Source organism: Brevibacillus jepli (assembly GCF_047229145.1).
Classification (GTDB): domain Bacteria; phylum Bacillota; class Bacilli; order Brevibacillales; family Brevibacillaceae; genus Brevibacillus.
Genome location: NZ_JBFEFW010000024.1, coordinates 24,238 through 47,933, shown reverse-complemented (window position 1 = coordinate 47,933; position 23,696 = coordinate 24,238). Strand labels below are relative to the sequence as shown.

Below are 23,696 nucleotides of genomic sequence, written 5' to 3'. Positions count from 1 at the left end.
AATAATTTTCTACACGTCTTCTCGGTTATGAGATTCTATTATTTCTGACTGACACGCGCCAGCAAATCAACGATATGAACGGCCTCCATCTTCCCTTCCAGTCCAGCCCGATGGATGCCTGCTTTCATTTGCAACAGACAGCCCGGATTCGAGGTCACGAGAATGTCTGCTTGGGTAGCCGCTACATGCCCCATTTTTTCATCCAAAAGGCTTCCGGACATCTCAGGCTGCACCAGGTTGTAAATGCCTGCTGAGCCGCAGCAGCGATCTCCCTCGCGAAGCTGTACGTATGTGGCTCCCGGAATGGCTTGCAGCAGGTTCACTGGCTCTTTGGTCACCTTCATCCCGTTGCGCAGATGACAGGAGGACTGGTAGGTGATCCGTTGCGGCAATGATTGCCATGCTTTCGGTTCGACGAGGAGTGCGAGCACCTCACTAATATCCTTCACCCGTGAAGCGAACCATTGTGCCTTCTCCTGCCATTCGGCATCTTCCGCCAGCAGATGGTCGTATTCCTGTAGCATCGCCCCGCAACCGCCTGCGTTGGATACGATGATATCCACGTCAGCCTTGTGAAACGCAGCTACATTTTTTCGCGCCAGATTGCGTGCCTGTTCACGCTCTCCGCTATGCGCATGAAGAGCACCACAGCATACTTGATCAGAAGCAATGATTACTTCGCAGCCAGCCTCACTCAAGAGCTGCACGGTGTTGCGATTCGTTTCATGGAATAAAACATCCATGATGCAGCCGTGAAACATACCGACGCGATATTTGCGCTCTCCGACTGCTGGAATGACCGTGCCGCCGAAAAAGTCCACGACTCCTTTTCCAGATGCTTCTGGCATGATCGCTTCCATTTCCCGCATTTGCTTTGGCAGGATGGATAGCACACCCAGCTTGCGAACCGCTTTTTGCACTCCTGAGCGTTGATAGAAACGCAAGAGGCCGCCGAGCTGATACATGCGCTTCTGATGAGGAAACAGGTGGAAAAAGGCGAGCTTGCGAACCGCTTTGACCCACCATGGATGCTCCTGCACCTCTTCGATCGCTTCTCTCGTCTGCTCAATCAACTGACCGTACGGCACACCTGCTGGGCATACCGGCTCACACGCCCGGCAGCCTAGACACAGATTCATTTGATCGACGAAGTCTTTGTCCGGCTCCATGACGCCATCTGCTACGGCTTTCATCAATGCGATGCGACCTCGTGGAGAGGCTGCCTCATAGCCTGTTTCCCGAAAGGTCGGACAGGCTGGCTGGCAGAAGCCGCAGCGCATGCAATTGGACAATTCATCATAGTCGAGTTTATTTACCAAGGCTTCTTTAAGCACGCTGGACCACCACTCTGTTCCGGGACTCTTTGGCAAACATCTTGTCAGGATTCAGGAGATTGTGAGGATCGAAGGCGTGCTTGATGCCTTTCATGATCTCCATACCCGCAGCTCCTACCTTCCATTCCAAATACGGTGCCTTGACGATCCCTACGCCATGCTCTCCCGTAATCGTTCCGCCCAAATCGATAGCCGCCGCGAAAATTTCCTCGAAGGCATGCTCGACACGCTCGATCTCTTCCGTGTTGCGAGCGTCTGTCATGCAGGTCGGATGCAAATTGCCGTCACCTGCATGGCCAAATGTGCAAATTTGCAGCCCGTAACGATCCGTAATCTCCTGGATCGCCGCCACCATGGGCGCAATCGCAGCGCGAGGGACTGTCGCATCCTCCAAGATGGTCGTCGGACGCATCCGTGACAGGGCGGCTAGCGCACTTCGTCTGGCGGTCATCACCTCATCGGCTTCCTCCGCTGTCGTCGCTACCTTGATTTGAACGGCATCATTCTTCTGGCAAATAGCAGCGATCTGCTCCATGTCCCGATCAACCGTCTGTGGTTCTCCGTCCTGTCCGATCAGGAGGATCGCAGCCACATCTGTCGGAAGTCCGATCTGTTTGAAATCCTCTACGACTCGGATCGTTCCCTGATCGAGAAATTCAAGCGTTCCAGGAATGATGCGATTGGCGATAATATCGGAGACAGACCTCGCCGCCTGTGCCATGTCCGCGAACATCGCCAGCATGACCCGCTGTGTCTGCGGCTTCGGAATCAGCTTCAGAATGGCCTCCGTGATGATCGCCAATGTGCCCTCGCTGCCGACCAGGAGCTTGGTCAGATCATAGCCCGCCACATCCTTCATCAGCTTGCCTCCGGTACGAATGACCTCCCCGTTCGGCAGTACCGCTTCCAGCCCCAGCACATAATCCTTGGTCGTTCCGTACTTCAACCCGCGCAGTCCGCCGGAGTTAAGTGCGATATTTCCGCCAATCGTGGAGATGACCATGCTGCCTGGATCCGGTGGGTAAAACAACCCGAGTGCCTCGACCGCCTGATGGATGTCAACCGTTCGAACTCCCGGCTGCACCGTAATCGTCAAATTTTGTTCGTCGATCTCCACGATCTGATTCATCCGGCTCAAAACCAAGACAATCCCGCCGCCTATTGGTATCGTCCCGCCACATAGATTGGAGCCCGCTCCACGTGTCACAATCGGAATGTGATGCCGCGCTGCAACTCGCATGACCTGCTGGACTTCGGCTGTGCTCTTCGGCATGACGACCACATCCGGCAATGCTTGCTGCATCGGCGTCGCGTCATACGAATAGGCGACTAATGCTTCCTGTTTGTCGAGACAGTTTTTCTCTCCGACGATGGCACGCAGCTCTTCACGAATGGATTCTGGCAACATGGGAATCTCTCCATCCTTTCCAAAAACTTCAAAATCTTAAAAACCTTAGTCCAATTGCTGAATCGCTTCCCTGATTCTTCCATTGGTAACATTCAACAGACGTGTAGCCTCTTCCCTGCTCGATCCGGTCAGCTTCATGATGATAGCTGTCTTCGCATCTCCATCTGCCTGTTCAGCCAGCTGCTCCGCCTCCTCGTAACCCGCTCCGGTCACTTCCATGATGATCCGCTTCACGCGTTCCTTCAGCTTGAGATTCGTCGCCTGCACGCTGACCATTAGGTTTCCGTACACTTTGCCCAAGCGAATCATCGTGGCTGTCGTCAGCATGTTCAACACCAGCTTTTGTGCTGTTCCTGCCTTGAGTCTCGTCGATCCTGTCAAAACTTCCGGTCCTACCACGACATTAATCGCCACATCTACACCCGCATTGATGTAAGAAGGCTTGTTGCAAGAGACAGCAATCGTCTTGGCTTCGATCTTCTGTGCCTCAGCCAGAACACCGAGGACGTACGGAGTCCGGCCGCTGGCAGCGATCCCTACGACCACATCTTTTTTGGTCACGCCGTATTTATGAATATCTTCCTGCCCCAGTTCAAAGGAATCCTCTGCTCCTTCTACCGCACGGATCATCGCGGATGGTCCACCAGCAATCACACCCTGGACGAGCTCAGGCTTGGTACCAAAGGTTGGCGGGCATTCGGACGCATCCAGAATCCCCAAGCGTCCACTCGTGCCAGCTCCAAAGTAAAACAGTCTTCCACCCTTTTCCAATGCGTGTGTGATCACCTCTACCGCATCGGACACTTGGTCGAGGACGCGCTCTACTGCATAAGGAACCTTCTTGTCCTCATCGTTCATCATTTGTACGATACCGCGGGCACTCAGTTGATCCAGCTCACTAGTGCTCTCGTTTTTTCCTTCGGTCGTCAATGCTTGCAAATTCTCCAGGTTCATGCTCTATCGAACCTCCTTTTCAATCTTACTGCCCATGCCCACCTCAAATGCGATCCAGATGGCAAGTGACAAAGTGCCCTGCTGATACCTCGCCAGCCACAGGAACAACCGTCTTGCAAACGTCCATACAGTGGCGGCAACGCGGATGGAATGTGCAGCCAGACGGCGGATTAGCCGGACTTGGCAGGTCTCCCTCCAAAATGATCCGTTGGGTAGTCAGGTGGGGATTCGGTACTGGCACCGCTGACAACAGTGCTTGTGTATACGGATGTGTTGGTCTCTCGTACAACGATTGTTTGTCTGCTACCTCCACCACTTTTCCGAGGTACATAACTGCTACCCGATCAGAAATATGACGGACGACACTCAAATCATGCGAGATAAACAAATAGGTCAGGTTGAATTCCTTTTGCAAATCCTGCATCAGATTCAAAATTTGTGCCTGAATCGACACGTCCAAGGCAGATACTGGCTCATCGGCCACAATCAGCTTCGGACGCAAAATCAGTGCCCGCGCGATGCCGATCCGCTGACGCTGACCACCGGAAAACTCATGCGGAAAACGATCCAGCTGCTGCTTGGAGAGACCGACGATCTGGATCATCTCCTCGACTTGCTTGCGGCGTTCTGCTGCATTACCGATGCCGTGGATGATGAGTGGGTCCTCCAACAGCTGTCCGATTGTTTTTCGCGGGTTCAGCGAGGCAAACGGGTCCTGAAAAACGAGCTGCATGTTGCGTCTTGCCCGGCGCAGCTCTGTTTCATTGAGCTTGCGGATATCCTGTCCTTCAAAAAATACTTCTCCGTCAGTTGGCTCAATCAGGCGCAGGATGCAGCGTCCTGTCGTGGACTTCCCGCAGCCCGATTCGCCAACGATGCTGACAGTCTCGCCCGGATAAACAGTCAGGTTGACCCCATCGACGGCACGGACGACTTTTTCCTTGCTGAAGAATCCTTGCTTGCTCGTGAAATGCTTGGTCAATGATTTGACTTCCAGCAGTGGTTGCCTCATTGCACGTCCTCCTCGCGATACAGCCAGCAGCGGCACTTTTGGTTGTCTGCGACAGGGAGCAGCTCTGGATTTTTCTCGCGGCAAATATCCATGACCTGTGAGCAGCGCGGTGCAAACCGACATCCCACAGGCATTTCGCTCAAAAGCGGCACGGAGCCCGGAATCGCATCCAATCGCTCCTGGTTGACACTGACTGAAGGCATCGATTTCAGAAGCCCTCTCGTATACGGATGCTTCGGCTCGTCAAACAGCTGCTTGACGTCGGCTTCCTCTACGATTTGACCTGCGTACATGACGATGACGCGGTGGCACATCTCCGCTACGACTCCCAGATCATGTGTGATAAGCAGGATGGAAGTGCCTTGCTCTTGACGGACTTTTTTCATGAGCTCCAATATTTGCGCCTGAATCGTCACGTCCAATGCCGTCGTCGGTTCGTCGGCAATCAAGAGCTTGGGCGCACAAGACATCGCCATCGCGATCATCACACGTTGACGCATCCCGCCTGACAATTGGTGCGGATAGTCGGAAATAATCTCATCTGCACGTGGAATCCCGACTTCTTTCAAGAGCTGAATCGTCCGTTGTTTGGCTTCTTGCTTGGACAGTCCGAGATGCCGACGCAAGGGCTCACTGATTTGTTTGCCGATCGAATGCAACGGGTTGAGTGAGGTCATCGGCTCCTGAAAAATCATTGCGATCTGGTTGCCGCGAATCGTCTGCATTTGTTTATCCGTGAGTGAGAGCAGCTCCTTGTCTTGAAAACGGATGCTCCCTGTCATCTCCACATTCCGTCCCAAGAGCTGCATGATGGACATGCTCGTCACGCTTTTTCCACATCCGGATTCACCGACCACACCGACGGTTTCACCAGGCTCTACAGAGAGACTGACACCCTCGATCACGGTCAGCTTTTTGCCTGCTTGGATAAAAGAAGTTCGCAAATCATCAATCGTAAGCATTGCTGCCATGAGTACTCCCCCTTTTCGTCAGGATGTGCGGTCAGGTTTGATTACAGATAATAATCGGTTATGGTGAGCGGTCCGCCACGACCCGATCAACGGGCTCGCGACTGGATGCACGCGGTTTGTCAATGTAATGAGTGTCACGTCTCTCGTCGGGTCCGACCAGATCGACGTTCCTGTAAAGCCGGTATGCCCAAAGGCGCGTTCCGACACAAGGTCTCCCCCGCTGCAGCCTGCAGCAAGCTGTTCTAAGGAGCCGCCTGTCGGGGAAATGATCCAGCCCAGTCCTCTTCGATGAACCGAGTGATCTGTGAGCGAGCGAGTCGCTAGCGAATACAACGTCGGATCTAGCTGGACGGGAGCCTTTCGACTGGTCCAAATGTGCATATACCGCTCTGTATCAGCTAATGTAGAAAAAAGTCCGGCATGTCCGCTGACGCCTCTGAGGCCATAGTGGGCGTTGCAATCGTGAACGGTGCCACAGATGACTCCTTCTCGCCAACCATAGCCGCTCAAAGCCTGCTGCCATTCCATCGCCAGGGGATGTCTCGCTTCTGCCTGCTCCGATAAGTAGGTCACCGCCATAGCTTGTTCAAAGGCATTGCCCTTCTCTGTCGCAGCCATGTCCAATCCTTGCAAACTCGCTTGTTCCAGCGGCAAATAACTCGTATGAATCATCCCGCTCGGTTGAAAAATCAGTCGCTTCGAAAGCGCGTCCAGCTCTTCGTCCCATATGCGCTCCAGTAAAAAGCCCAACAGCATGTAGCCTAAATCGCTGTAAACGATGTTACGTCCCGGGGCATCCAGCATCGGCTCGTTTGCGATTAGCTGCAAGTAATCCTCCCGATTTTTCCCCAGTAAAAAGTACGGGCGCCATGCAGGAAGTCCAGATGTATGTGTGAGCAAATGAATGATCTTGATCTGCCCTTTGCGCTCCTGATCGTGGGCGCTTGCCAATTCTGGCAGGTAGGTCGTCACCGAGTCCGACAACGATAGCTTGCCTTCCTGCACACTGATGAGGATGAGCGGCAATGTCACCATCACCTTGGTCAAGGAGGCCATATCGTATAGCGTCTGACTATGGACAGGCCTCGCATCCACTCCATAGCTTGTTTTTCCCATGCAGACTGTCAAAGCCGGCGCATCTTTTCGCAGCAAACTGACTGTGCCTCCCGGAAAAATGCCCTGACGAATCCCTTGCGTCAGACTGGACTCCATTCGTTCTCTGATCTGTTGCACGTTCATTCGTTCTCACCCCTGCCTATCGTTCCTATTTCCCACGATGACGCGGGTCGAGAATATCACGGACGGCATCCCCAAACATATTGCAAGCAAGAATCGTTACCGTCATGGCAATACATGGCCAGATGATCATGCCAGGAGCCAGCTCCATGTAGCGGCGTGCCTCAGAAATCATTCCACCCCATGACGGGTCTGGCGGCTGAATCCCCAAGCCCAAAAAGCTGAGCGCAGATTCGGTCAAAATCGCACCGGAAATTGCCAGTGAGGATTGAACGAGCAGCGGTGCTGTTACGTTCGGAAAAATTTCCTGAAACAAGATACGCGGCGTACTCGCACCGATGGCACGAGCGCTTTCTACGTACTCCAGGTTTTTGATAGAGAGAACTGCTCCCCTCACCGTCCGGGTGAAAATCGGAATGTTCACGATCCCGATAGCCATGATCGTGTTGAAGGTTCCCGGCCCTAATGCGGCGACAATCGCCAGCGCTAGCAAAATTTCCGGAAAAGCAAACAGGACGTCCATGCAGCGCATGATAAAACCGTCAATCCAGCGGCCGAAGTAGCCAGCGATCAAGCCGAACAACGTACCAAAAACGGCGCTGACGAGAACGGCAGACAGCCCTACCACCAGCGATACGCGCGCACCGTAGATGATGCGGCTCAAAATATCACGACCAAACTGGTCCGTACCTAGCAAAAACTCACCCGAGCTACCTTCCATCCGATGATCCTGAAACATTTGTGTCGGGTCATGCGGAGCCAACACCGGAGCCAGCACTGCCGTCAAACAGAGCAACGCCAGCAAAATGGAGCAGAAGACGGCTGTCTTATTCGCCAAAAAACGCTTTCGAAATGTGCTCATGTCGCATTCCCCTTGTCAATACTTGATACGCGGATCAATCCAGGTATAGATCAGGTCGATGAGCAGATTGACCAGGACAAACACCAGAGCGACGAACAAAACGCCTCCCTGTACGACCGGATAATCCCGCTGATAAATTCCCTCCAGAATGTACTGGCCCAAACCAGGAATCGAGAACAGCTGCTCGACGATCACAGACCCGCCCAGCAGATAACCGATCTGCATACCTGCGATCGTAACAATCGGAATCGAAGAGTTGCGGAACGCATGGCCCATGACGATTGTCCATTTACTGTTACCCTTGGCCCGCGCTGTCCGTATAAAATCTTTGTCCATGGTTTCCAAAAACGCAGAACGAGTCATCCGCATCACGCCCGCAGCCACCACAATCCCCATCGTTGTCGCAGGCAGAATGAATACCTTGAACGCCTCTATCGGATCTTCCCAGAAGTTCACCACATCAATGGGCGGGAACCAGTTGAAATAAAGCGAGAAGCCGAGCAAGAGCAATGTCCCGATGGCAAAGTTCGGTACAGAAATACCTAACAGCGTAAACACACGAACCACGATGTCTGTCTTGGAATGAGCGCGAATCGCCGAGAGAATCCCGAACGGAATCGCGAGCACCCACCCAATGAGAACACCAAATACAGTCAATTGCATGGTGATGGCAAATCGCTTGAGAATTTGGGGCAAAATCTCTTCTCCTGTGTGGACCGATACGCCAAAATTCCCTTGCAGTATCCCGGCTATCCAATGCAGGTACTGGTTAATCAACGGCTGATCCAGCCCCATGCTTTTATTCAGCGCCGCGATTGCTTCCGGTGTGGCATTCGTTCCTAGCATGATGGAAGCAGGATCGCCCGGCACCAGATGCAGGATCGTGAAGATCAATACGGATATGCCAAACAGGATGGGAATCAGGCTGGCGAGACGTTTGATTAGATAAGATCCCACGAGTTTCCCTCCATATTTAGAAACTTGGCTCCGCCTCATCTCTGGCGGAGCCTTCGTCACACAGTATGCTACCTTACTTGATTGAAGTTTTGATCAGCGAGTATACTTCACCCGCTGCGGTCGGTGTGAAATCGATGTTGTCACGAACCGCGTAGTAGTTTTTCGGAGATGCCAGGAACAGGTTCGGTGCATCTGCTACCAGCATGGTTTGTGCTTCGTCGTACAGTTTTTTGCGTTCTGCTTGATCGACTGTCGTCAGTGCTTTTTGCACCAGCTCATCGTAAGCAGGGTTGGAGTAGTTCCAAACGTTTGCAGAACCAGTCGTCGAGAAGAAGAAGCGCATGGAACGGTCAGCATCTACACCAGAAGTGTTGCGGCCTACCATCAAGTTCATATCCTTGGATTTCCAAGTATCGATGTAGTTACCCCACTCGAGCTGGTTGATTTTCGCGTTGATGCCGATTGCTTTGAGCTGTTGTTGAATTACTTGAGCGGTCTCTACCATGTCTGGATAAGTCGCCGCTGTTTCGATCTGTGTCTCGAATCCGTTCGGGTAGCCCGCTTCCGCCAGCAATTGCTTCGCTTTTTCTACATCGGTTTTGTAGGTCGGGTAAGTAGCAGGGTCCAGAGCCGAGTTGGTCAATGCAGGTGCGATTGGACCAGTCATCGTCGCTTCGCCTTTCCAAACTGTCTGAATGATTTGGTTGCGGTCAACGGCATAGCTGATCGCTTCACGAACCTTTGGATTGTCAAAAGGCTTCTTGTTTACGTTAATGCCCAGGTAGCTGTACTCCAGGGATTGGTAGTTCTTGATCTGTACACCTGGCTTGCCTTCCAACAGCTTCGCAGAATCAGCAGACACCATGCTGATGTCGACTTTACCGGAGCGAATCGCAGCCAGACGCTCGGCCTCGTCCTTCATGATTTGGAACTTGATGGACTCGACCTTTGGCAATTCTTTATTGAAATAGTCCGCATTTTTCTTCAGCAGGACATATTGTCCCGACTCGCTTTTTTCCATTTTGAATGGTCCAGTACCGATCGCTTCCTTGGTCAGGTCAGTGGAGCCTGCAGGCACAATGGAAGCATAAGCACTTGCCGTGTTGGCTACGAACGAAGCGTCTGCATTTTTCAGCTTGAAGACAACCGTCGTTGGATCTTTCACTTCAATCGCTTCAACGCTCGCAAAGTACGATTTCGCGATCGAACCCGTGTCTGGATTCATGATTCGCTCAAAGCTGAATTTTACGTCTTCTGCCGTCATGTCTTTGCCATTGTGGAATTTCACGCCTTTTTGCAGGAACATGGTGACCGTTTTTCCGTCTGGCGCAATCTCCCATTTCTCTGCCAGGTTCGGTACGATGTTCATGTTCTCGTCCAGCTTGGTCAAGCTATCGTAAATGAGCGCATAGACGCCCACACTGGATGCCGCTGGAACCTTGTGCGGGTCATAGCCCACTGGCTCTTGCTCGGCTGCCACGATCAGTTCTGTTTTTGCTTGCCCTTCCGCTGACTTGCCTTGCTCGGCCGGTGCAGTTCCTCCGCCTGAACAAGCGGAAAGCACGAGCGACAATGATAGAAAAACTCCTGCCAATACTCGTTTTTTCACGATGGTACCCCCTAGTTGGTCTCATGTTAGAAGCATATATTTCCTAACGGCACGGCCCTCTTGGCCCCTGTTACAGAAGGCACATTGGATGGACGTCCCATTAGTGTCTCATGGCCCAAAATGGCAAAAGCGACTGCTTCCTTCGCGTCGTCAGGCATCCCAAATTGCTGCGCCGTCGTAACGGTAATTCCCGTCGGCAATTGACGCTGCAGCATGGCGAGAAGCGTCTGGTTATGAGCGCCTCCACCTGAGACGATCACTTCGTCCACCTTGGTTGTGGGTAATACAAACTGTTTATAGGCATCCGAGATCGACGTCGCAGTTAATGCCGTCACGGTTGCTAATAGATCAGCGTGACTCATACCGAGCTTATCTGCCTCACGGAACAGCTCTTGGGCAAACGCTCTGCCGTATACTTCGCGGCCTGTGCTTTTTGGCGGCTTGATCTGGTAATACGGGTCCTGCAGCAATTTTTCCAATAGCGTCTGAGAGACTACTCCCTCTGCTGCCAGTTTGCCGCCTTCGTCAAACCTCATCTGTCCATTGCTCATAATCTGAACGATTTGGTCCATGATCATATTGCCTGGGCCTGTATCAAAAGCAACGACTTGCTCGATAGCTGCACCTGCTGGAAGTAATGTAACATTGGCGATTCCACCGATGTTTTGCAAGAGTCTGCCCTTTTGCGGATGGCGGAACAAAATATAATCGGCATACGGTACGAGCGGTGCCCCTTCTCCATCAGCAGCCAAGTCTCGAGCGCGGAAGTTTCCCACTACCGGAATACCGGTGCGTTCAGCCAATGTGGACAGCTCGCCGATTTGCAAGGACGCTCTGACCTCTGTCATTCCTTCAGGTCCTGGAAATGGCGTGCGCCCGGCGATATGCCAAATAGTTTGTCCGTGCGTACAGACTGCATCTACTTCAGCTGCTGTTACGTAAGCTTTCTGAATCAGTTGCTGTACCGCATAGGCATACCATTCAGATAAGCCGTAATGAACCGCCGTTAACTGATCCACTCTCGCCGTTTCGACACTGCACAGATTCATCACCCAATCACGCAAATCATCGGAATAGGGCATATAGAAAAAATCGCGGAGAGTCACCTTTTCGATCTCGCCTTGTTGATCTGTGCGGATCGCTACAAGTGCGGCATCAATGCCGTCCAGCGAAGTGCCCGACATGAGGCCAATGAGTAGATGCTCCTTTTTCGTGCGATAATCGAGCAATTTTGCAGGTTGATCCATGTCATGAGCCCCCCATTTGGGAATCGCGAATCGTTTAAAAATTCATTCCTGTTATCGCTTTCATTATATGTAGTAAAATTACATCAGTCAATCAATTGTTAGTAAATTTTATTTCTTGGAAATAAGAACCATACAAAGGTCTGTCCCCATACGCAAACAAGCCGAACCTTTTTCACATTGGCTCGGCTTGTCTTCCTATTCGATATAGCATTACGCAAACAGACTGATCAAATTCCCGTCCGGGTCTTTCACGATCGCATACCGCTGTCCCCAAAACGCATCCCACGGCTCACGGTGACTCTCGTAGCCATGCGAGACGATTTTCGCATACAACGCATCAAGTGCAGCAGCATCCTCACACAAGAAAGCGAGCTCGATCCGATGCCCGACAGGTGCTTCCCATCCTCCATATACACCCTTGGCAATCTCAACGGTATCAAAAGCCAAACGAACACCGTCTTGTGCTACTTCCACATGCGGCTCTTCATTAGCCCCCTCAGGGATATCAAAACCGAGTACACGATAGAAATCCAATGCTTTTTTCATGTCCTGCACGACTATTCCTATCATATCAAGCTTAATTCCCACATCACTCACTCCTGTTCGCTTTTGATTTCTTGCTGGACGCGCTTGGGCAGCTTTTGCAGTACCATTTCATACGCATGCTCGATCATCTTTTCCCATAAGCCTTCGGGGATGTCAGCGTCCAAGTAGACAGAATTCCAATGAGATTTATTCATGTGATAGCCGGGTATGATGCCCTCATAGCTCTCGCGCAATTCCTCCGCACGCATCGGATCGCATTTCAAGGTGAGGATACGAACCCCTTTGGAGTCGCCTCCGATCATGGCAAATATTTTGCCACCGACATGGTACCGGTCAGCCTCCCAATCCATCTGATAGTCATGTGTGGCACCGGGCTGCTTTCGACAGTACGTATCTAATGTTTGTTGATCCACCTGCATTCACCACCCTTTCTATAGAATAACAAGTCTCGCATCAGGAAGATTGTAAAAAACGGACAACCTCTCAAAGCTATCGATTCGCCGTATCTGGCAAGACGATTTTGCTTGGGGCTACGCCGTAAAAAGTGTGAAAGCTTTTAATCAGATGCGACTGATCGTAATAGCCGCATTGAAGCGCTGCATCCGTAAAAGAAGGTTGTGCTCCGGTAGTCAGCATTTGCAGCAGCCCTTGAAATTGAATGATTCGGCCCAGTTCCTTCGGGCTTATCCCCAATTGTTGTTGAAACGTCCTGCGCAAGGTTCTCTCGCTGTAATTCACTTTCTCGGCAAGTGCTGTTATGGAAAGATTGCCTCTGTATTCGTACAAGTATTGCATGCTAGTTAGAAGCAACCCGTCTGTTGGATCATCCATCCACAAGCGTTTGATAAGCTCCTGCTCCAACCAAGCGATCCGCCGAGCCGTATCTGATGCCTCCAGCAGGCCTTCTACTACCCGATCAGCCTCCTGGCCCCAGATGTCCTCCAGAGCAAGGTGATGTCCGTTTATCATGGCGACAGGGTAGCGTAAGAAGCGAGCTGCTCCCTCCACGTAAAACCGAATGCCGATCAAAGACTGTGGTTCGGTTACGAGCATGACTTCGTACGTCCGCATCAGTCCCGTTAGAAATGCCCCCTTCTTATAAGAAGAAGCACCGAGATTGAAAATGATATCGACGCACCCATCAGGAATGACTCGGCTCGCACGTGCGATCCCCTTACCGTCGTACTCTGAGACCCAGTAGCAAGCGACGTAGTTCGCCAGGCTTTTGCAGGGCAAGTATTCTCGGTAGCGATACGCATTTTCGACGCTCAATCGTTGTAGAGTCGGCGGTTGCACTGGACGGTATTGCCGCATGATTTTCGCCATCCTTGTTTTTTTATTAGAACATAGATTCCCCCACAATTTCTGAACTCGTTCTCTTTCCTTGGTATTTCTTGAAAAACGCCATTCTCATCAAGAGGCGAGTAAAAACGGTCGGGAGCGTTTTTGCATATGCTGGGACGAATGGATTATGCATAAAGCGAGGTGCATGGTGTGATCTCCTCTTCCAAGTGGAGCCTTCATCAGTTCTTTTCAAAAAGTCCGTACATTCGCCCTTACCTGCCGCCTACTTCTTTATATAAGCCCGCTCTGTTGGACTCGTATTTATCGAAGTATCCTACTGTCTATATCAAACCGACGCGAACCCATATGGGAAAAGGCATTATCCGTGTCTGGCAAACAGACGACGGAGGCTATCAATTCGTCAAAGAACGCGGAGAGCCGCTGCTAGCTGAATCTTTGGCTGAATTAAAACAACAGCTCGCGAGACAATGCACGGAAAAAAATTACGTCATCCAAAAAGGGCTCGATTTAGCAGAAATCAACGGTCGTCCCTTTGACATTCGCGTCATGATGATGCGCAATGGATTGGGCAAATGGCAGTATGCTGGGATGCTAGCCAAGGTAGCAGGCTCCGACAGTATTATTACCAATGTCGCTCGCGGTGGCGGATATGCTGTTACAGTCCCGCATGCCTTGAAAAAATCAGAGGCAGTTAAGCCTGACCAAATAAAAAGTGTCGTCTCGCAGCTGATTCAAATCAGTCATCGCGTATGTGCCCACTTTAATAAATATCGGCACAGTGCGCAAATCGGCGTTGATTTTGCAGTAGAGAAAGCAGGGAACCTCTCCATTATTGAGGTCAATTACGACTTTCCTTCCCACGGTCTGTTCGCCAAGCTCAAAGACAAGACCTATTATCATACGATTAAAAGACTACACTCTCAGTATAAAAACCGCGTGAAACGAAAACAGAGGAAGGCATAATCGCCCTCCTCTGTTCGTCTCTTATTCGTGTATTCGTCTTACTCGTGTGCCAATGCCGTTCCGTTTGTCTCCAGCATGGAGGTGCAGTTCGGGCAGCGTGTAGCCTTGATCGGAATAGCCGAGATGCAATGCGGGCACTCTTTGGTTGTTTCAGGCGCCTTCTCCACTTCTTGCTTGCGTTTGAAGCGGTTGAGCTGCTTGATGACGATGAAAATAGAAAAGGCGATAATGACAAAATCAAGCACGGAATTGATGAACAACCCGTAGTTTAGCGTCGCAGCTTTAGCTGCTTTTGCATCGGCAATCGTTTTGTAAGGAACTCCGCTCAAATTGATGAACAGACCGGAGAAATCCACCTTGCCCAGAAGCATCCCAATCAACGGGGTAATGATGTCATTAACAAGTGAGGTAACAATTTTACCGAACGCACCGCCGATGACCACACCGACAGCCAGATCCATTACATTTCCTTTTAACGCAAACTCTTTAAACTCTTTTAACACAATGCCTTCCTCCTAAATTCCTATTACGTGTTGTAAAAAATGACTGACAAAGCGCTCATGATCAACCTCCAGGCACACGTCCACATTCGGAGCTTGCGCTGGGTTGTCCCGTCTGTCGCCAATTGTACGAGCATCACTGGCTCCCCCCGACGTGTCTACCGCAACATGCATCGGGACTGACCTCACAAACGTAGGATCGATGACGACACCAACCGCTAACGGATCATGCAGACCGCAGCCACGTAAGTTGCCTACTGTCGCGTAGGCATCCATGTACACCTCGCACATATCCGCGAACGCATGACTCAAGCGTGTACCCTGTGCTCTCCATTCTCGCAAATGATCGCGGGTCAGCAATGTTTGCATCGTCACGTCCAGCCCTACCAGTGTCAACGGAATGCCAGACTGGAAGACAAACGCTGCCGCTTCCGGATCGGCGCAAATATTCGCTTCTGCTACTGGCGTGCGATTCCCCGGCACCGTTACTGCTCCCCCCATGACGACCACTCGCTTGACGAGGGACACGATTTCTGGAGCTGCCATAATAGCCAACGCCAGATTGGTCATGCTCCCTACAGTCACCAGTGTGATTTCGTGAGGATGTTCTTTTATCGCAGAGATGAGATAGTGTGTGGCACACTGCGGCTGTGCTGTCGTCGCTGCTTCCGGGAGGACGACATTTCCTAGCCCGTTTTCACCGTGAAACAACCGTGCTTTCCCAGTGAGATCGCGGACAATCGGTTTTCCTGCCCCCTGATAGACAGGAATTGCAGAAGCATTCAACAGTTCCAATACCTGCAATGTATTGCGTGTTGCTTCCTCAACCGTAATATTGCCAAAAGTCGTGGTTATCCCACACACTTCCAGTGCAGGAGAGTGAATCGCATATGCGATCGCCAGCGCATCATCAATCCCGGTATCTACGTCCAAAATGATTTTTTCCATGCGCTCATTGCCCTCCCTGATCCAAAACAGTTTGCAGCCATCTCTTTGCCTCTGCCATATCAACCTCAACACATACAGCCGTATCTGTTCCTACACTTGGTTTCGCCCGCAGGTCAGCTAAAATGGCACCGCGTGACAAGGAGCTTTTGCATTCGACGGAGAGCTTCATCTGCTCCGTCCGCATCTTTTCAGGCGACAGAGCTGCCTGCATCGCAACCCATGCATGAAGCTTACGTTCAGAAGGCGCAAGCTGCACGCCCGATTCCTCTGTTCGATCGATGAGGTCAGCTGAATGTGCTAGACTTCCCAGCTTATGTACCTGCTCTTCCGTCAACTGGAACGACTTGGTCGTATCGAATGGAACCAGTACAAACGGCAAACCGGCTGCCAAAACAAGTGCAGCTGCTTCTGGATCACCATGCATATTGGTTTCGGCAATTGCCGTTACATCTCCCGGTACACGAATGGCTCCACCCTGCACCACAATTCTCGTAAATTTACCCGCCAGCTGCGGATCACGCGCTACAGCCATTGCCAGCGTCGTCAAACGGTCAAACGTCACTAACGTCAGGTTACTGTCCTCATCCCGCGTTGCTTCTACGAGGAACCGTACACCATCCGGGGAGGCGCTATCAACAGATCCCGAGAAGAGCGGCCCTTTGGCACCTGGTACGATGGAAATATCATAGCCTGGCTGCGCATAATCTATCAGCTTGCGAGCCAATGTGCTGCATTGGTTTGACTGTGTTTCTCTACAAATGATTCCTGCCACTTGAACATCAGGCGACCGCAAAGCATACAGCAATGCCAGCCCTTGATCAAATCCACCGCAAAACTCGATGATCAACCGATGTTTTTTTGCCACAATCTCATCTCCCGCATCTCGCTTTTGCCTTTTGTCAAAACCGCTGTTCCTATGCTATCCAAATCAGCAGCAACCGTCAAATATCCAAATGCTCATTCTACCGTCTCTCCTATTGCATCGGGATGATAACTATTTTACACTTATTCATAACTTCGACAAAAATCGTCATCACGCAAGACTAATGCGCAAAGCCATGCAAAAGGAGTATAACGGTCATGCTTTCGTTGAACCACCCAACCATGGATGCTATTTCTCTCGCGAAAAACCAACTGATCCAAGCAATCGTACAGCATCAAAGGAAGCCATATCTGCCTGTCTGGGGTGAAATGTTCACAGCGTTGCGGGAAATCCAAAAGGCTGGCCAGCAGTCAAGAAAAAATATACACGTCTATACAATCGAGCCCGCCGGAGCACTATGGTATTTGTATCGGGAGAATGTTTTTTCTGTCGACCTGCCCGAGGTTGGCATCACCATTTCTCTTACACCGGAGCAGTTGATTGATGCATGGCTGAAGGGAAGCTTTCAACCCAAAATATCGACACCAGAGCCGTCATGAAAAACGGCTTTTTTTTATGTCGTTTTGCACAAAAAAAGTCCCAAGATCAAATCTTGGGAGAGAGTAGTACGTTATATTCACGTGAATACGTTTATTTTATATCCAACTACCAACACGATCTAGCTGTATATTCAGGCAATAATGCCTATTCTATCCTCTCTCTATAAACACTGTCGAAATCTATCATTCTTCCAACCTCGAAAAAAAAGAGGCGGCCCTTCTGCACAGATTGGGTGCCGCCATCCCGAACTTCCCCAAGTTCGTTCATACAGGAATTGTACTATGAAACTGTCCTATCGAAAAGTGTCAGGTTTTGTTTTCTGTGAATAATTATAAAATCCCTGATGCCTGCCCAGGCAATCAGGGACCCATCTATTTGCTATCATTATTGAGCACGTCAGCAGCTCTCGGCCCAAAAATGATATACAAATAAACATATTGGCTGACACTGACTCGGGGAAAGACGAACGCAACGCCGGTCTTTCCTTCCGGCTGCCTGACAAAATAACGCAATTTACTCGTTTTGATCCTTTTCATGATGCGTGTCGCTTCTCGCCATGGTACGGAAAATTGAACGTTTTTTTCCATCAGCACAAACACCTCTCACCGCTAGTATGCCCGGATTGGAAAAATTACACACTCACTCATACCGCAGCGCATCGATTGGTTTGAGCTGTGCTGCTTTTCTCGCTGGATACACACCAAAAATGACACCAACCAGTGTAGACGTCAAAAACGCATACATGATTGGAGACAGACTAATCGAGGTTGCCATCTGGCCGAGCTTGCTAATCAAAAGCGCAGCCCCTACCCCTAAAACGATACCAATAACCCCGCCAATCAGACTAAGCGTAACGGCTTCGATCAAATACTGACGGAGAATATCTCCCCGCTTGGCACCAATCGCCTTGCGAATCCCGATCTCCCGCGTCCGCTCCGTCACGGATACGAGCATGATGTTCATCACGCCAATCCCGCCAACGATCAGCGAGATGGCGGCAATCCCAGATAAGAGGGCGGTCATGGAGCTTGCAACCTCTTGTGCCGTGCTCAAAATATCAGATTGGGAAGTAATGCGAAAGTCGTTGGCTGCTTGTGGCCGTAGCTTGTGATTGGCACGAAGAGCTTGCTCAATATCTTGATAGGCACCCTCCATCAAATCAGGCGATGCTGCCGAGACGTAGATCGTGCCGACATTTTTGCCTCCGGTCAGTCGATTCATCGCAGTTGTAATCGGAATGATAATCCGGTCGTCGTTGTTCGTCATCCCGGAGCTTCCCTGGCTCTGCAATACACCGATGATCGTAAATGGAATCCGGTTGATCTGAACCGTTTGCCCCAATGGGCTCGTACCTTTGAACAGGTTGTTGACCACCTCCGTTCCAACTACAGCGACGTTGTATTGCATCTTCACTTCAAAATGACTAAAGAAACGGCCTTGTCCAACTTCTACATTTCTCACCTGTGGGAAATCGGCAGTCGTCCCCTCCAGCATACTGGAATAGTTTTGACTCCCCCATACAATTTGTCCTCGACTATTGACGCTGGGCGCCACACCCGAGATCGATTCTTTTTGCATCAGGGATTCTGCATCTGCCAGCGTCAACGTGTTCAGAGAGCCCGCTCCGAGGCTTACCCGACCTTGTGTCGCCTGACCGGGAGAGACAATCAGAAGATTACTCCCCAAACCATTGATCTGCGAGGCTACAGACGAAGAAGTGCCCTCTCCGATCGCCACCATCGCGATGACAGCAGCCACACCGATGATAATTCCCAGCATCGTGAGCACAGAGCGTAAACCGTTCGCTCTGATGCTGCGAAAAGAGATGCGTACACATTCAATAAAGCTCATTCGTTCACTTCCCCCATCGACACCCTCCTGCGCTCCTCCACTACTTCGTCCGCGATGATTTGCCCGTCACGAAAACGCACGATCCGCTTGGCATATTCCGCAATATCGGGTTCATGCGTCACCAAAATAACGGTTTTGCCCGCATCGTTGAGCTCTTGAAAGATACCCATGATCTCTTCGCTCGTCTTCGTATCCAGCGCTCCTGTTGGCTCATCCGCGAGCAGAATGACCGGATCATTGACGAGAGCTCGTGCGATCGACACGCGCTGCTGCTGCCCACCTGACAGCTCATTGGACTTGTTGTTCAGTCGCTCTGCCAGTCCGACACTCGATAAAGCCTTGATGGCTTTTTCTCTGCGTTCTCGGGCAGGTGTCCCGCCGTACAGAAGAGGCAGCTCTACATTTTCAACTGCCGTCGTTCGCGGAAGCAGATTGAAATTTTGAAAGACAAAACCGATTTTCTGATTGCGGATGACCGCCAATTCATCGTCATGTGCTTGCGATACGGGATAGCCATCTAAATAAAACTCTCCCGAGGTGGGCTTATCCAGACAGCCAATCACATTCATCATGGAAGACTTGCCTGAACCGGAAGGCCCCATGATTGCCACGAAATCCCCTTCTTCAATCGACAAGCTGACACCCCTGAGCGCATAAATTTCCTGATCTCCGATGACGTACTGTTTTCTCAGCTCTTCTATTTGAATGACTGGTTTCATACTGACTACCGTCCCCTTATTTGGACGCCACCCATTCCGCCGAAGCCGGGCATACTGCCGCCCATTCGATTTCCATTTTGATTGCTCGCAGATGAAGTCTGTGTATTCATGAGGATGACGACGCGGTCTCCTTCTGTAAGCCCCTCCGTCACCTCTACCTGATCGGCAGTGAAGTAACCCATTTGGATCGGAACAAATCGATACGGCATATTGGCTCTGCCTTCTCTATCTCCACTGCGATTACTCGCTTGCTTCGTCTCAGCCTGATTCGCTTCTGCTTGTTGGGATGCAGCATCCGTCAGCACGTACACTCCATCCTTGCCATTTTGCGTTTGCAGCGCTTGAGCTGGTACGACGAGCACATTTTTGTGTGTTCCTCGTTCGATCGCGACATTCATCGTCATCCCGATCTTCAATTTGTTATCTTGGTTTGCCACAGACAGGAGCACGTCGTATGTAGTGACTCCTGAATCTGTTTTTGCTTCTGGATAGATCAGCTTCACTTTCCCGCGAAACGTCTCGTCCGTATATGAATTCGTCGTAAACGTCACAGGCATGCCTTCCTGTACTTTTCCGATATCACTCTGGCTAATCTGGGCCAATACTTCCAAATTTCCGCTATTTGAATTATCCATGATGATGAAATTATTGCCGGGTATTTCGCCTACATTGCCATTTACCTGGACGATCACGCCGTCCATCGGTGCTTTCAAGGTGACAGCCCTCCATGCTTTTTGTGCCTGTTGCAGTCCCGCTTTTGCCTGTTCCACCGCTGCTTTGGCCGATAAAACGGTAGCGGCATCAGGGCCTTCATTCGCTTGCTGTAACGCTTCTTGCGCTGTTTGATACGCAGCCAGTGCCTGCTCTACCTTCACACCAGCCTGCCCCGTCGTCTGACCGGCTGTCAAAACGGCCGCATTGTAATCGCGCTGGGCCTGATCCAGCGAGGACTGCGCACTGTCGAATTCACTCTTCGCAATCGCACCAGCCGAAAACAGTGCCTGCTGAGACGTGTATGTCTTCTGAGCACTCTCCAGATTTGCTTTTGCATTTTCCACGTCATTCGTCGCTTTTTTTCCGTCAATGTTCTGCTTTGCCAGTTCCCACTCAGTCTTGGTCTGATTGACTTCGGCTTGCAAAGATGTGATCTCAGCGGGACTCTTCCGCTTTTGTGCCTCCTTTAGCTTGGCTTGCGCTGACAGGAGATTCGCTTCTGCGTTGGTCACCTGGATTCTCGCTACGGAATCATCCATCGTCGCCAGTACCTGCCCTGTCTTCACGACATCACCAACGCCGACCTGAATAGTAGAGATCGCATCCTTGGCTTCCTCTGCATCAGAAAACGAAAGAGACGAGCGCTTGGAAGCTTGGACAGTGCCAGACGCCTGAACTACCTCTGAGATGTCTCCTCTTTTTACTGTCTCGACTTGAAAAGCCGCCTTCGCCTGTTGTGGAGTAAAAAACGACTGATAGCCAAAGACCCCTCCCGAAACGACCACAGCTACGACAGCCAAAGCTCCAACCATCCACTTCTTGTTGCTTCGTACCCTCGAAAACAACTCTCGCTTTTTCTCCATTTGCGTCACTCGTAGTCCTCCCAGCGTTTGTCGAATGAAGACTTGTCTTTTTGGTTGCGACCAATATACGGAACGAATACGTCAGGGAAAAGTCAGATACTTCACAAAAAAACGACCTGAGCTAGTCAGGTCGCTTTTCGTGAAACCATCTGTTATTTACGCAAAATCAAGGTGAATGTGCTGCCCGACGAGGTGCTTTCTGTCAGAGTCAACATACCGCCTAACGCCTGGGCAATCATTCTGCTAAAAGACAAGCCTAGCCCAAGCCCGCGGACGATATGCTTCTTGTCCTCGCCTCGGTAGAATCGCTCGAAAATCAAAGACTGTTCTTCTAGCGGTATCCCACGCCCATTGTCCTTTACGTCAATACGAATCTTTTCTGCTGTCGCCGATAGCGACACGACAATCCGCCCTTCCGATCCCATCGCTTGTGCTGCATTGTTTAGGAGATTGTACATGATTTGCTGCACACGCAGAGGGTCGGTCTCTATCAAGATCGGCTCAGACGTTTTTTCGATGTCCAAGATGAGCTTTTCTTCTTCCTGCACAATTTTCCATTGGTGCGTAATTTCCCGGATCAGCTCCTGCATATTTTGAGGTTGCCGACGGATGCGAATGTCACCCACAGCAAAGGAGTTAAAATCGAGCAAATCCTCTACCATTTTTTGCAGACGCGCCGTTTCCTTCGTACATATATCCAAAAACTCTTTGGCTTCTGCTCCGCTAACAACCTCTTCCCTCACGGCTTGCACCAGCCCACTGATGGACGTAACAGGTGTTTTGAGTTCATGAGTCACGCCAGCCAGCAGCTCGGTACGCATCATTTCCAGCTGCTTCAACCGGTCTGCCATTTCTTCAAAAGAATGGATCAGCTCATACACCTCTTGTTCGCGCTTGTTTTTATCCAGCTGAATCTCGTAGTTCCCCATCACGATTTGCTTGGCAGCGTCCGCCACATCCTTAATGGGCTGAGATAGTTTTTTTGTCAGTAAATAAATGACGAGCCACCCAAGCAATCCGAGACTAACCAGCATGATCGTTAACAGCTGGAACTCAGTCGTGCTTCGCATCAGGTATTTTTGTGGGGTGAACAGCATGACCCAGCCCACGACCCGCTCATCAACCTCAATGCTTTTCTTTACGTAAAGCACCGTATCACCGCGCTCCAGCTGGAACTGTGACATACTGTCATCCGCTGCTACAAGATCAGGCGCGATGCGCTTCAGCTCCCCGGAATAAGGGCCCGGAACGCCAAACACAGGTCGGTTCTGTTCATCTAAAATGACCAAGATCGGTTTGTAATTGACTCCGAGTGATTGCTGACGACTGTCCACAATCCGAAACAGAAACGGAGCCATTTTCACATTGCCATCCGCATCAACGACCCGATCCGCTACTTCTGCTGCCATTAGTCTCATAAAATCAAGGCGCTTTTGAGTCTCGCTGTATGAAATCCAGCAGCTGGACGCAATCCCGATCACTAAAAGGCCGATACACAACGTGATCAGATAACGGTTCGTCCAATAACGAAACAGGGAGGTGCGCTTTTTCTCACTCATATACACACAGCTTGTAGCCCAAGCCACGATACGTTCTGATTTCCCCTTCGGATGTCGGCCAATTCTCCAAGGAACGCCGGATACGCTTGATCGCGAGGTCTACTGCGCGATCACTTCCCTCGTAATCCATCCCCCACACTTGCTCGATCAGCTGTTCTCTGGTGAACGTCTGGTTTTTGTACTGTGCCAAAAAGAGAAACAGACACAGGTCCTTTGGGGTGAAGGCCAGCTCAATGCCGTGCAGCATGACAGAATAGGCCTTAAAGTCGACTTTTAGACTTCCAAACTGTTTGACATGGCTGCCTTCTATCAATTGTTTCGAGCGACGTAATACCGCATGCACGCGAGCAACCACTTCATCTGCAATAAAGGGCTTGGTGATATAGTCATCTGCACCTCGGTTCAAGCCCGTCAGCTTGTTATCGATCTGTCCCAGCGCTGTCAGCATGATGACAGGACACGAGCTTCTCGCCCGTATATATTCGAGAATACTCCAACCGCTTCGCCCAGGCAGCATCACGTCCAGCAAGACGAGCGCAGGATTGAGTGCATCAAACTTCTGCTCTGCTTCCTCACCGTTAAATGCCTGTTCGACCCGAAAGTTGTTTTTTTCCAAGTACGCTTTCAATACCCGAGAGATGGGTAACTCGTCTTCCACGATTAAGATGTTTTGCATTCTCGTACTCTCTCCCCTCTGCTCGGACTAATCTCCTCT

General features: G+C 50.8%; 24 protein-coding genes. 2 read left to right on the top strand and 22 right to left on the bottom strand.

The window, feature by feature from the left end:
- Positions 1–38: 38 nt before the first annotated feature.
- The 13 genes from AB1L17_RS22820 to AB1L17_RS22760 all read right to left on the bottom strand — a co-directional run bounded on the left by AB1L17_RS22820 (position 39) and on the right by AB1L17_RS22760 (position 13,450).
- The gene (locus AB1L17_RS22820) at positions 39–1,334 is read right to left on the bottom strand and encodes a (Fe-S)-binding protein (protein ID WP_412846122.1); all 1,296 of its coding nucleotides are present in this window, start codon (positions 1,332–1,334) and stop codon (positions 39–41) included.
- A complete protein-coding gene (locus AB1L17_RS22815; protein WP_412846123.1) occupies positions 1,327–2,742 on the bottom strand; it encodes an FAD-binding oxidoreductase in 1,416 nt (471 codons plus the stop codon). The genes AB1L17_RS22820 and AB1L17_RS22815 overlap by 8 nt, the downstream gene beginning before the upstream one ends.
- A gap of 45 nt (positions 2,743–2,787) precedes the next feature.
- The gene (gene murQ / locus AB1L17_RS22810; RefSeq protein ID WP_412846124.1) at positions 2,788–3,696 is read right to left on the bottom strand and encodes an N-acetylmuramic acid 6-phosphate etherase; all 909 of its coding nucleotides are present in this window, start codon (positions 3,694–3,696) and stop codon (positions 2,788–2,790) included.
- A gap of 43 nt (positions 3,697–3,739) precedes the next feature.
- Positions 3,740–4,708 carry an ABC transporter ATP-binding protein gene (locus tag AB1L17_RS22805; RefSeq protein WP_412846125.1) on the bottom strand — a complete coding sequence of 323 codons (969 nt, stop codon included), beginning with the start codon at positions 4,706–4,708 and terminating at the stop codon, positions 3,740–3,742.
- Complete coding sequence (locus AB1L17_RS22800) at positions 4,705–5,679, bottom strand: ABC transporter ATP-binding protein (RefSeq protein ID WP_412846127.1); 975 nt, start codon at positions 5,677–5,679, stop codon at positions 4,705–4,707. Before AB1L17_RS22800 ends, AB1L17_RS22805 begins: the two co-directional genes overlap by 4 nt.
- A gap of 18 nt (positions 5,680–5,697) precedes the next feature.
- Positions 5,698–6,918, bottom strand: a complete 1,221-nt coding sequence (locus AB1L17_RS22795) for a serine hydrolase domain-containing protein (RefSeq protein ID WP_412846128.1) — start codon at positions 6,916–6,918, stop codon at positions 5,698–5,700.
- A 25-nt stretch (positions 6,919–6,943) separates the two neighbouring features.
- Positions 6,944–7,777 (bottom strand): ABC transporter permease, encoded by an 834-nt coding sequence (locus AB1L17_RS22790; RefSeq protein WP_412846130.1) that lies wholly within the window; start codon positions 7,775–7,777, stop codon positions 6,944–6,946.
- Between the two features lie 15 nt (positions 7,778–7,792).
- A complete protein-coding gene (locus tag AB1L17_RS22785; protein ID WP_412846131.1) occupies positions 7,793–8,734 on the bottom strand; it encodes an ABC transporter permease in 942 nt (313 codons plus the stop codon).
- Positions 8,735–8,807: 73 nt separating this feature from the next.
- Positions 8,808–10,343 (bottom strand): ABC transporter substrate-binding protein, encoded by a 1,536-nt coding sequence (locus AB1L17_RS22780; protein WP_412846132.1) that lies wholly within the window; start codon positions 10,341–10,343, stop codon positions 8,808–8,810.
- 26 nt (positions 10,344–10,369) lie between these two features.
- The gene (locus AB1L17_RS22775) at positions 10,370–11,590 is read right to left on the bottom strand and encodes an anhydro-N-acetylmuramic acid kinase (RefSeq protein ID WP_412846133.1); all 1,221 of its coding nucleotides are present in this window, start codon (positions 11,588–11,590) and stop codon (positions 10,370–10,372) included.
- 210 nt (positions 11,591–11,800) lie between these two features.
- The gene (locus tag AB1L17_RS22770) at positions 11,801–12,178 is read right to left on the bottom strand and encodes a VOC family protein (RefSeq protein WP_412846134.1); all 378 of its coding nucleotides are present in this window, start codon (positions 12,176–12,178) and stop codon (positions 11,801–11,803) included.
- A 5-nt stretch (positions 12,179–12,183) separates the two neighbouring features.
- A complete protein-coding gene (locus AB1L17_RS22765; protein WP_412846135.1) occupies positions 12,184–12,549 on the bottom strand; it encodes an MmcQ/YjbR family DNA-binding protein in 366 nt (121 codons plus the stop codon).
- A gap of 76 nt (positions 12,550–12,625) precedes the next feature.
- The gene (locus AB1L17_RS22760; protein ID WP_412846136.1) at positions 12,626–13,450 is read right to left on the bottom strand and encodes a DUF6597 domain-containing transcriptional factor; all 825 of its coding nucleotides are present in this window, start codon (positions 13,448–13,450) and stop codon (positions 12,626–12,628) included.
- 180 nt (positions 13,451–13,630) lie between these two features.
- Here AB1L17_RS22760 and AB1L17_RS22755 point away from each other — a divergent pair, with 180 nt between their 5' ends.
- A complete protein-coding gene (locus AB1L17_RS22755; protein ID WP_412846138.1) occupies positions 13,631–14,404 on the top strand; it encodes a YheC/YheD family protein in 774 nt (257 codons plus the stop codon).
- Positions 14,405–14,442: 38 nt separating this feature from the next.
- Here the strand turns inward: AB1L17_RS22755 and mscL are convergent, their stop codons facing one another.
- From mscL to AB1L17_RS22740, 3 genes are read right to left on the bottom strand one after another with little or no spacing between them, the layout of a single operon-like run.
- Positions 14,443–14,907 carry a large conductance mechanosensitive channel protein MscL gene (gene mscL, locus AB1L17_RS22750; protein WP_412846139.1) on the bottom strand — a complete coding sequence of 155 codons (465 nt, stop codon included), beginning with the start codon at positions 14,905–14,907 and terminating at the stop codon, positions 14,443–14,445.
- A 12-nt stretch (positions 14,908–14,919) separates the two neighbouring features.
- Positions 14,920–15,852 carry a nucleoside hydrolase gene (locus tag AB1L17_RS22745; protein ID WP_412846140.1) on the bottom strand — a complete coding sequence of 311 codons (933 nt, stop codon included), beginning with the start codon at positions 15,850–15,852 and terminating at the stop codon, positions 14,920–14,922.
- Between the two features lie 4 nt (positions 15,853–15,856).
- Entirely contained in the window at positions 15,857–16,717 is an 861-nt protein-coding gene (locus AB1L17_RS22740; protein ID WP_412846141.1) for a nucleoside hydrolase, read from the bottom strand.
- Positions 16,718–16,932: 215 nt separating this feature from the next.
- Between AB1L17_RS22740 and AB1L17_RS22735 the strand changes: the two genes are divergently transcribed.
- Entirely contained in the window at positions 16,933–17,274 is a 342-nt protein-coding gene (locus AB1L17_RS22735) for a hypothetical protein (protein ID WP_412846142.1), read from the top strand.
- 372 nt (positions 17,275–17,646) lie between these two features.
- Here AB1L17_RS22735 and AB1L17_RS22730 read toward each other — a convergent pair whose 3' ends face one another.
- From AB1L17_RS22730 to AB1L17_RS22705, 6 genes are all read right to left on the bottom strand, one after another.
- On the bottom strand, positions 17,647–17,862 hold the full coding sequence (locus tag AB1L17_RS22730) for a hypothetical protein (RefSeq protein ID WP_412846143.1): 216 nt from the start codon (positions 17,860–17,862) through the stop codon (positions 17,647–17,649).
- A 52-nt stretch (positions 17,863–17,914) separates the two neighbouring features.
- Positions 17,915–19,126, bottom strand: coding sequence for an ABC transporter permease (locus AB1L17_RS22725; protein WP_412846144.1), 1,212 nt, complete (start codon positions 19,124–19,126; stop codon positions 17,915–17,917).
- Positions 19,123–19,845 carry an ABC transporter ATP-binding protein gene (locus tag AB1L17_RS22720; protein WP_412846145.1) on the bottom strand — a complete coding sequence of 241 codons (723 nt, stop codon included), beginning with the start codon at positions 19,843–19,845 and terminating at the stop codon, positions 19,123–19,125. The genes AB1L17_RS22725 and AB1L17_RS22720 overlap by 4 nt, the downstream gene beginning before the upstream one ends.
- A gap of 5 nt (positions 19,846–19,850) precedes the next feature.
- The gene (locus tag AB1L17_RS22715) at positions 19,851–21,431 is read right to left on the bottom strand and encodes an efflux RND transporter periplasmic adaptor subunit (RefSeq protein WP_412846146.1); all 1,581 of its coding nucleotides are present in this window, start codon (positions 21,429–21,431) and stop codon (positions 19,851–19,853) included.
- Positions 21,432–21,574: 143 nt separating this feature from the next.
- The gene (locus AB1L17_RS22710) at positions 21,575–23,008 is read right to left on the bottom strand and encodes a sensor histidine kinase (RefSeq protein ID WP_412846147.1); all 1,434 of its coding nucleotides are present in this window, start codon (positions 23,006–23,008) and stop codon (positions 21,575–21,577) included.
- A complete protein-coding gene (locus AB1L17_RS22705; protein WP_412846148.1) occupies positions 22,974–23,657 on the bottom strand; it encodes a response regulator transcription factor in 684 nt (227 codons plus the stop codon). Before AB1L17_RS22705 ends, AB1L17_RS22710 begins: the two co-directional genes overlap by 35 nt.
- Positions 23,658–23,696 lie beyond the last annotated feature (39 nt).

What these genes read in the sequence shown, in the direction of transcription:
- AB1L17_RS22720 (WP_412846145.1), bottom strand. Translation starts at nt 19,845, where the DNA reads ATGAAACCAGTCATTCAAATAGAAGAGCTGAGAAAACAGTACGTCATC.
- AB1L17_RS22775 (WP_412846133.1), bottom strand. Translation starts at nt 11,590, where the DNA reads ATGGATCAACCTGCAAAATTGCTCGATTATCGCACGAAAAAGGAGCAT.
- AB1L17_RS22760 (WP_412846136.1), bottom strand. Translation starts at nt 13,450, where the DNA reads ATGCGGCAATACCGTCCAGTGCAACCGCCGACTCTACAACGATTGAGC.
- AB1L17_RS22800 (WP_412846127.1), bottom strand. Translation starts at nt 5,679, where the DNA reads ATGGCAGCAATGCTTACGATTGATGATTTGCGAACTTCTTTTATCCAA.
- AB1L17_RS22790 (WP_412846130.1), bottom strand. Translation starts at nt 7,777, where the DNA reads ATGAGCACATTTCGAAAGCGTTTTTTGGCGAATAAGACAGCCGTCTTC.
- AB1L17_RS22735 (WP_412846142.1), top strand. Translation starts at nt 16,933, where the DNA reads ATGCTTTCGTTGAACCACCCAACCATGGATGCTATTTCTCTCGCGAAA.
- AB1L17_RS22725 (WP_412846144.1), bottom strand. Translation starts at nt 19,126, where the DNA reads ATGAGCTTTATTGAATGTGTACGCATCTCTTTTCGCAGCATCAGAGCG.
- AB1L17_RS22730 (WP_412846143.1), bottom strand. Translation starts at nt 17,862, where the DNA reads ATGGAAAAAAACGTTCAATTTTCCGTACCATGGCGAGAAGCGACACGC.
- AB1L17_RS22795 (WP_412846128.1), bottom strand. Translation starts at nt 6,918, where the DNA reads ATGAACGTGCAACAGATCAGAGAACGAATGGAGTCCAGTCTGACGCAA.
- AB1L17_RS22705 (WP_412846148.1), bottom strand. Translation starts at nt 23,657, where the DNA reads ATGCAAAACATCTTAATCGTGGAAGACGAGTTACCCATCTCTCGGGTA.
- AB1L17_RS22815 (WP_412846123.1), bottom strand. Translation starts at nt 2,742, where the DNA reads ATGTTGCCAGAATCCATTCGTGAAGAGCTGCGTGCCATCGTCGGAGAG.
- AB1L17_RS22805 (WP_412846125.1), bottom strand. Translation starts at nt 4,708, where the DNA reads ATGAGGCAACCACTGCTGGAAGTCAAATCATTGACCAAGCATTTCACG.
- AB1L17_RS22745 (WP_412846140.1), bottom strand. Translation starts at nt 15,852, where the DNA reads ATGGAAAAAATCATTTTGGACGTAGATACCGGGATTGATGATGCGCTG.
- murQ (WP_412846124.1), bottom strand. Translation starts at nt 3,696, where the DNA reads ATGAACCTGGAGAATTTGCAAGCATTGACGACCGAAGGAAAAAACGAG.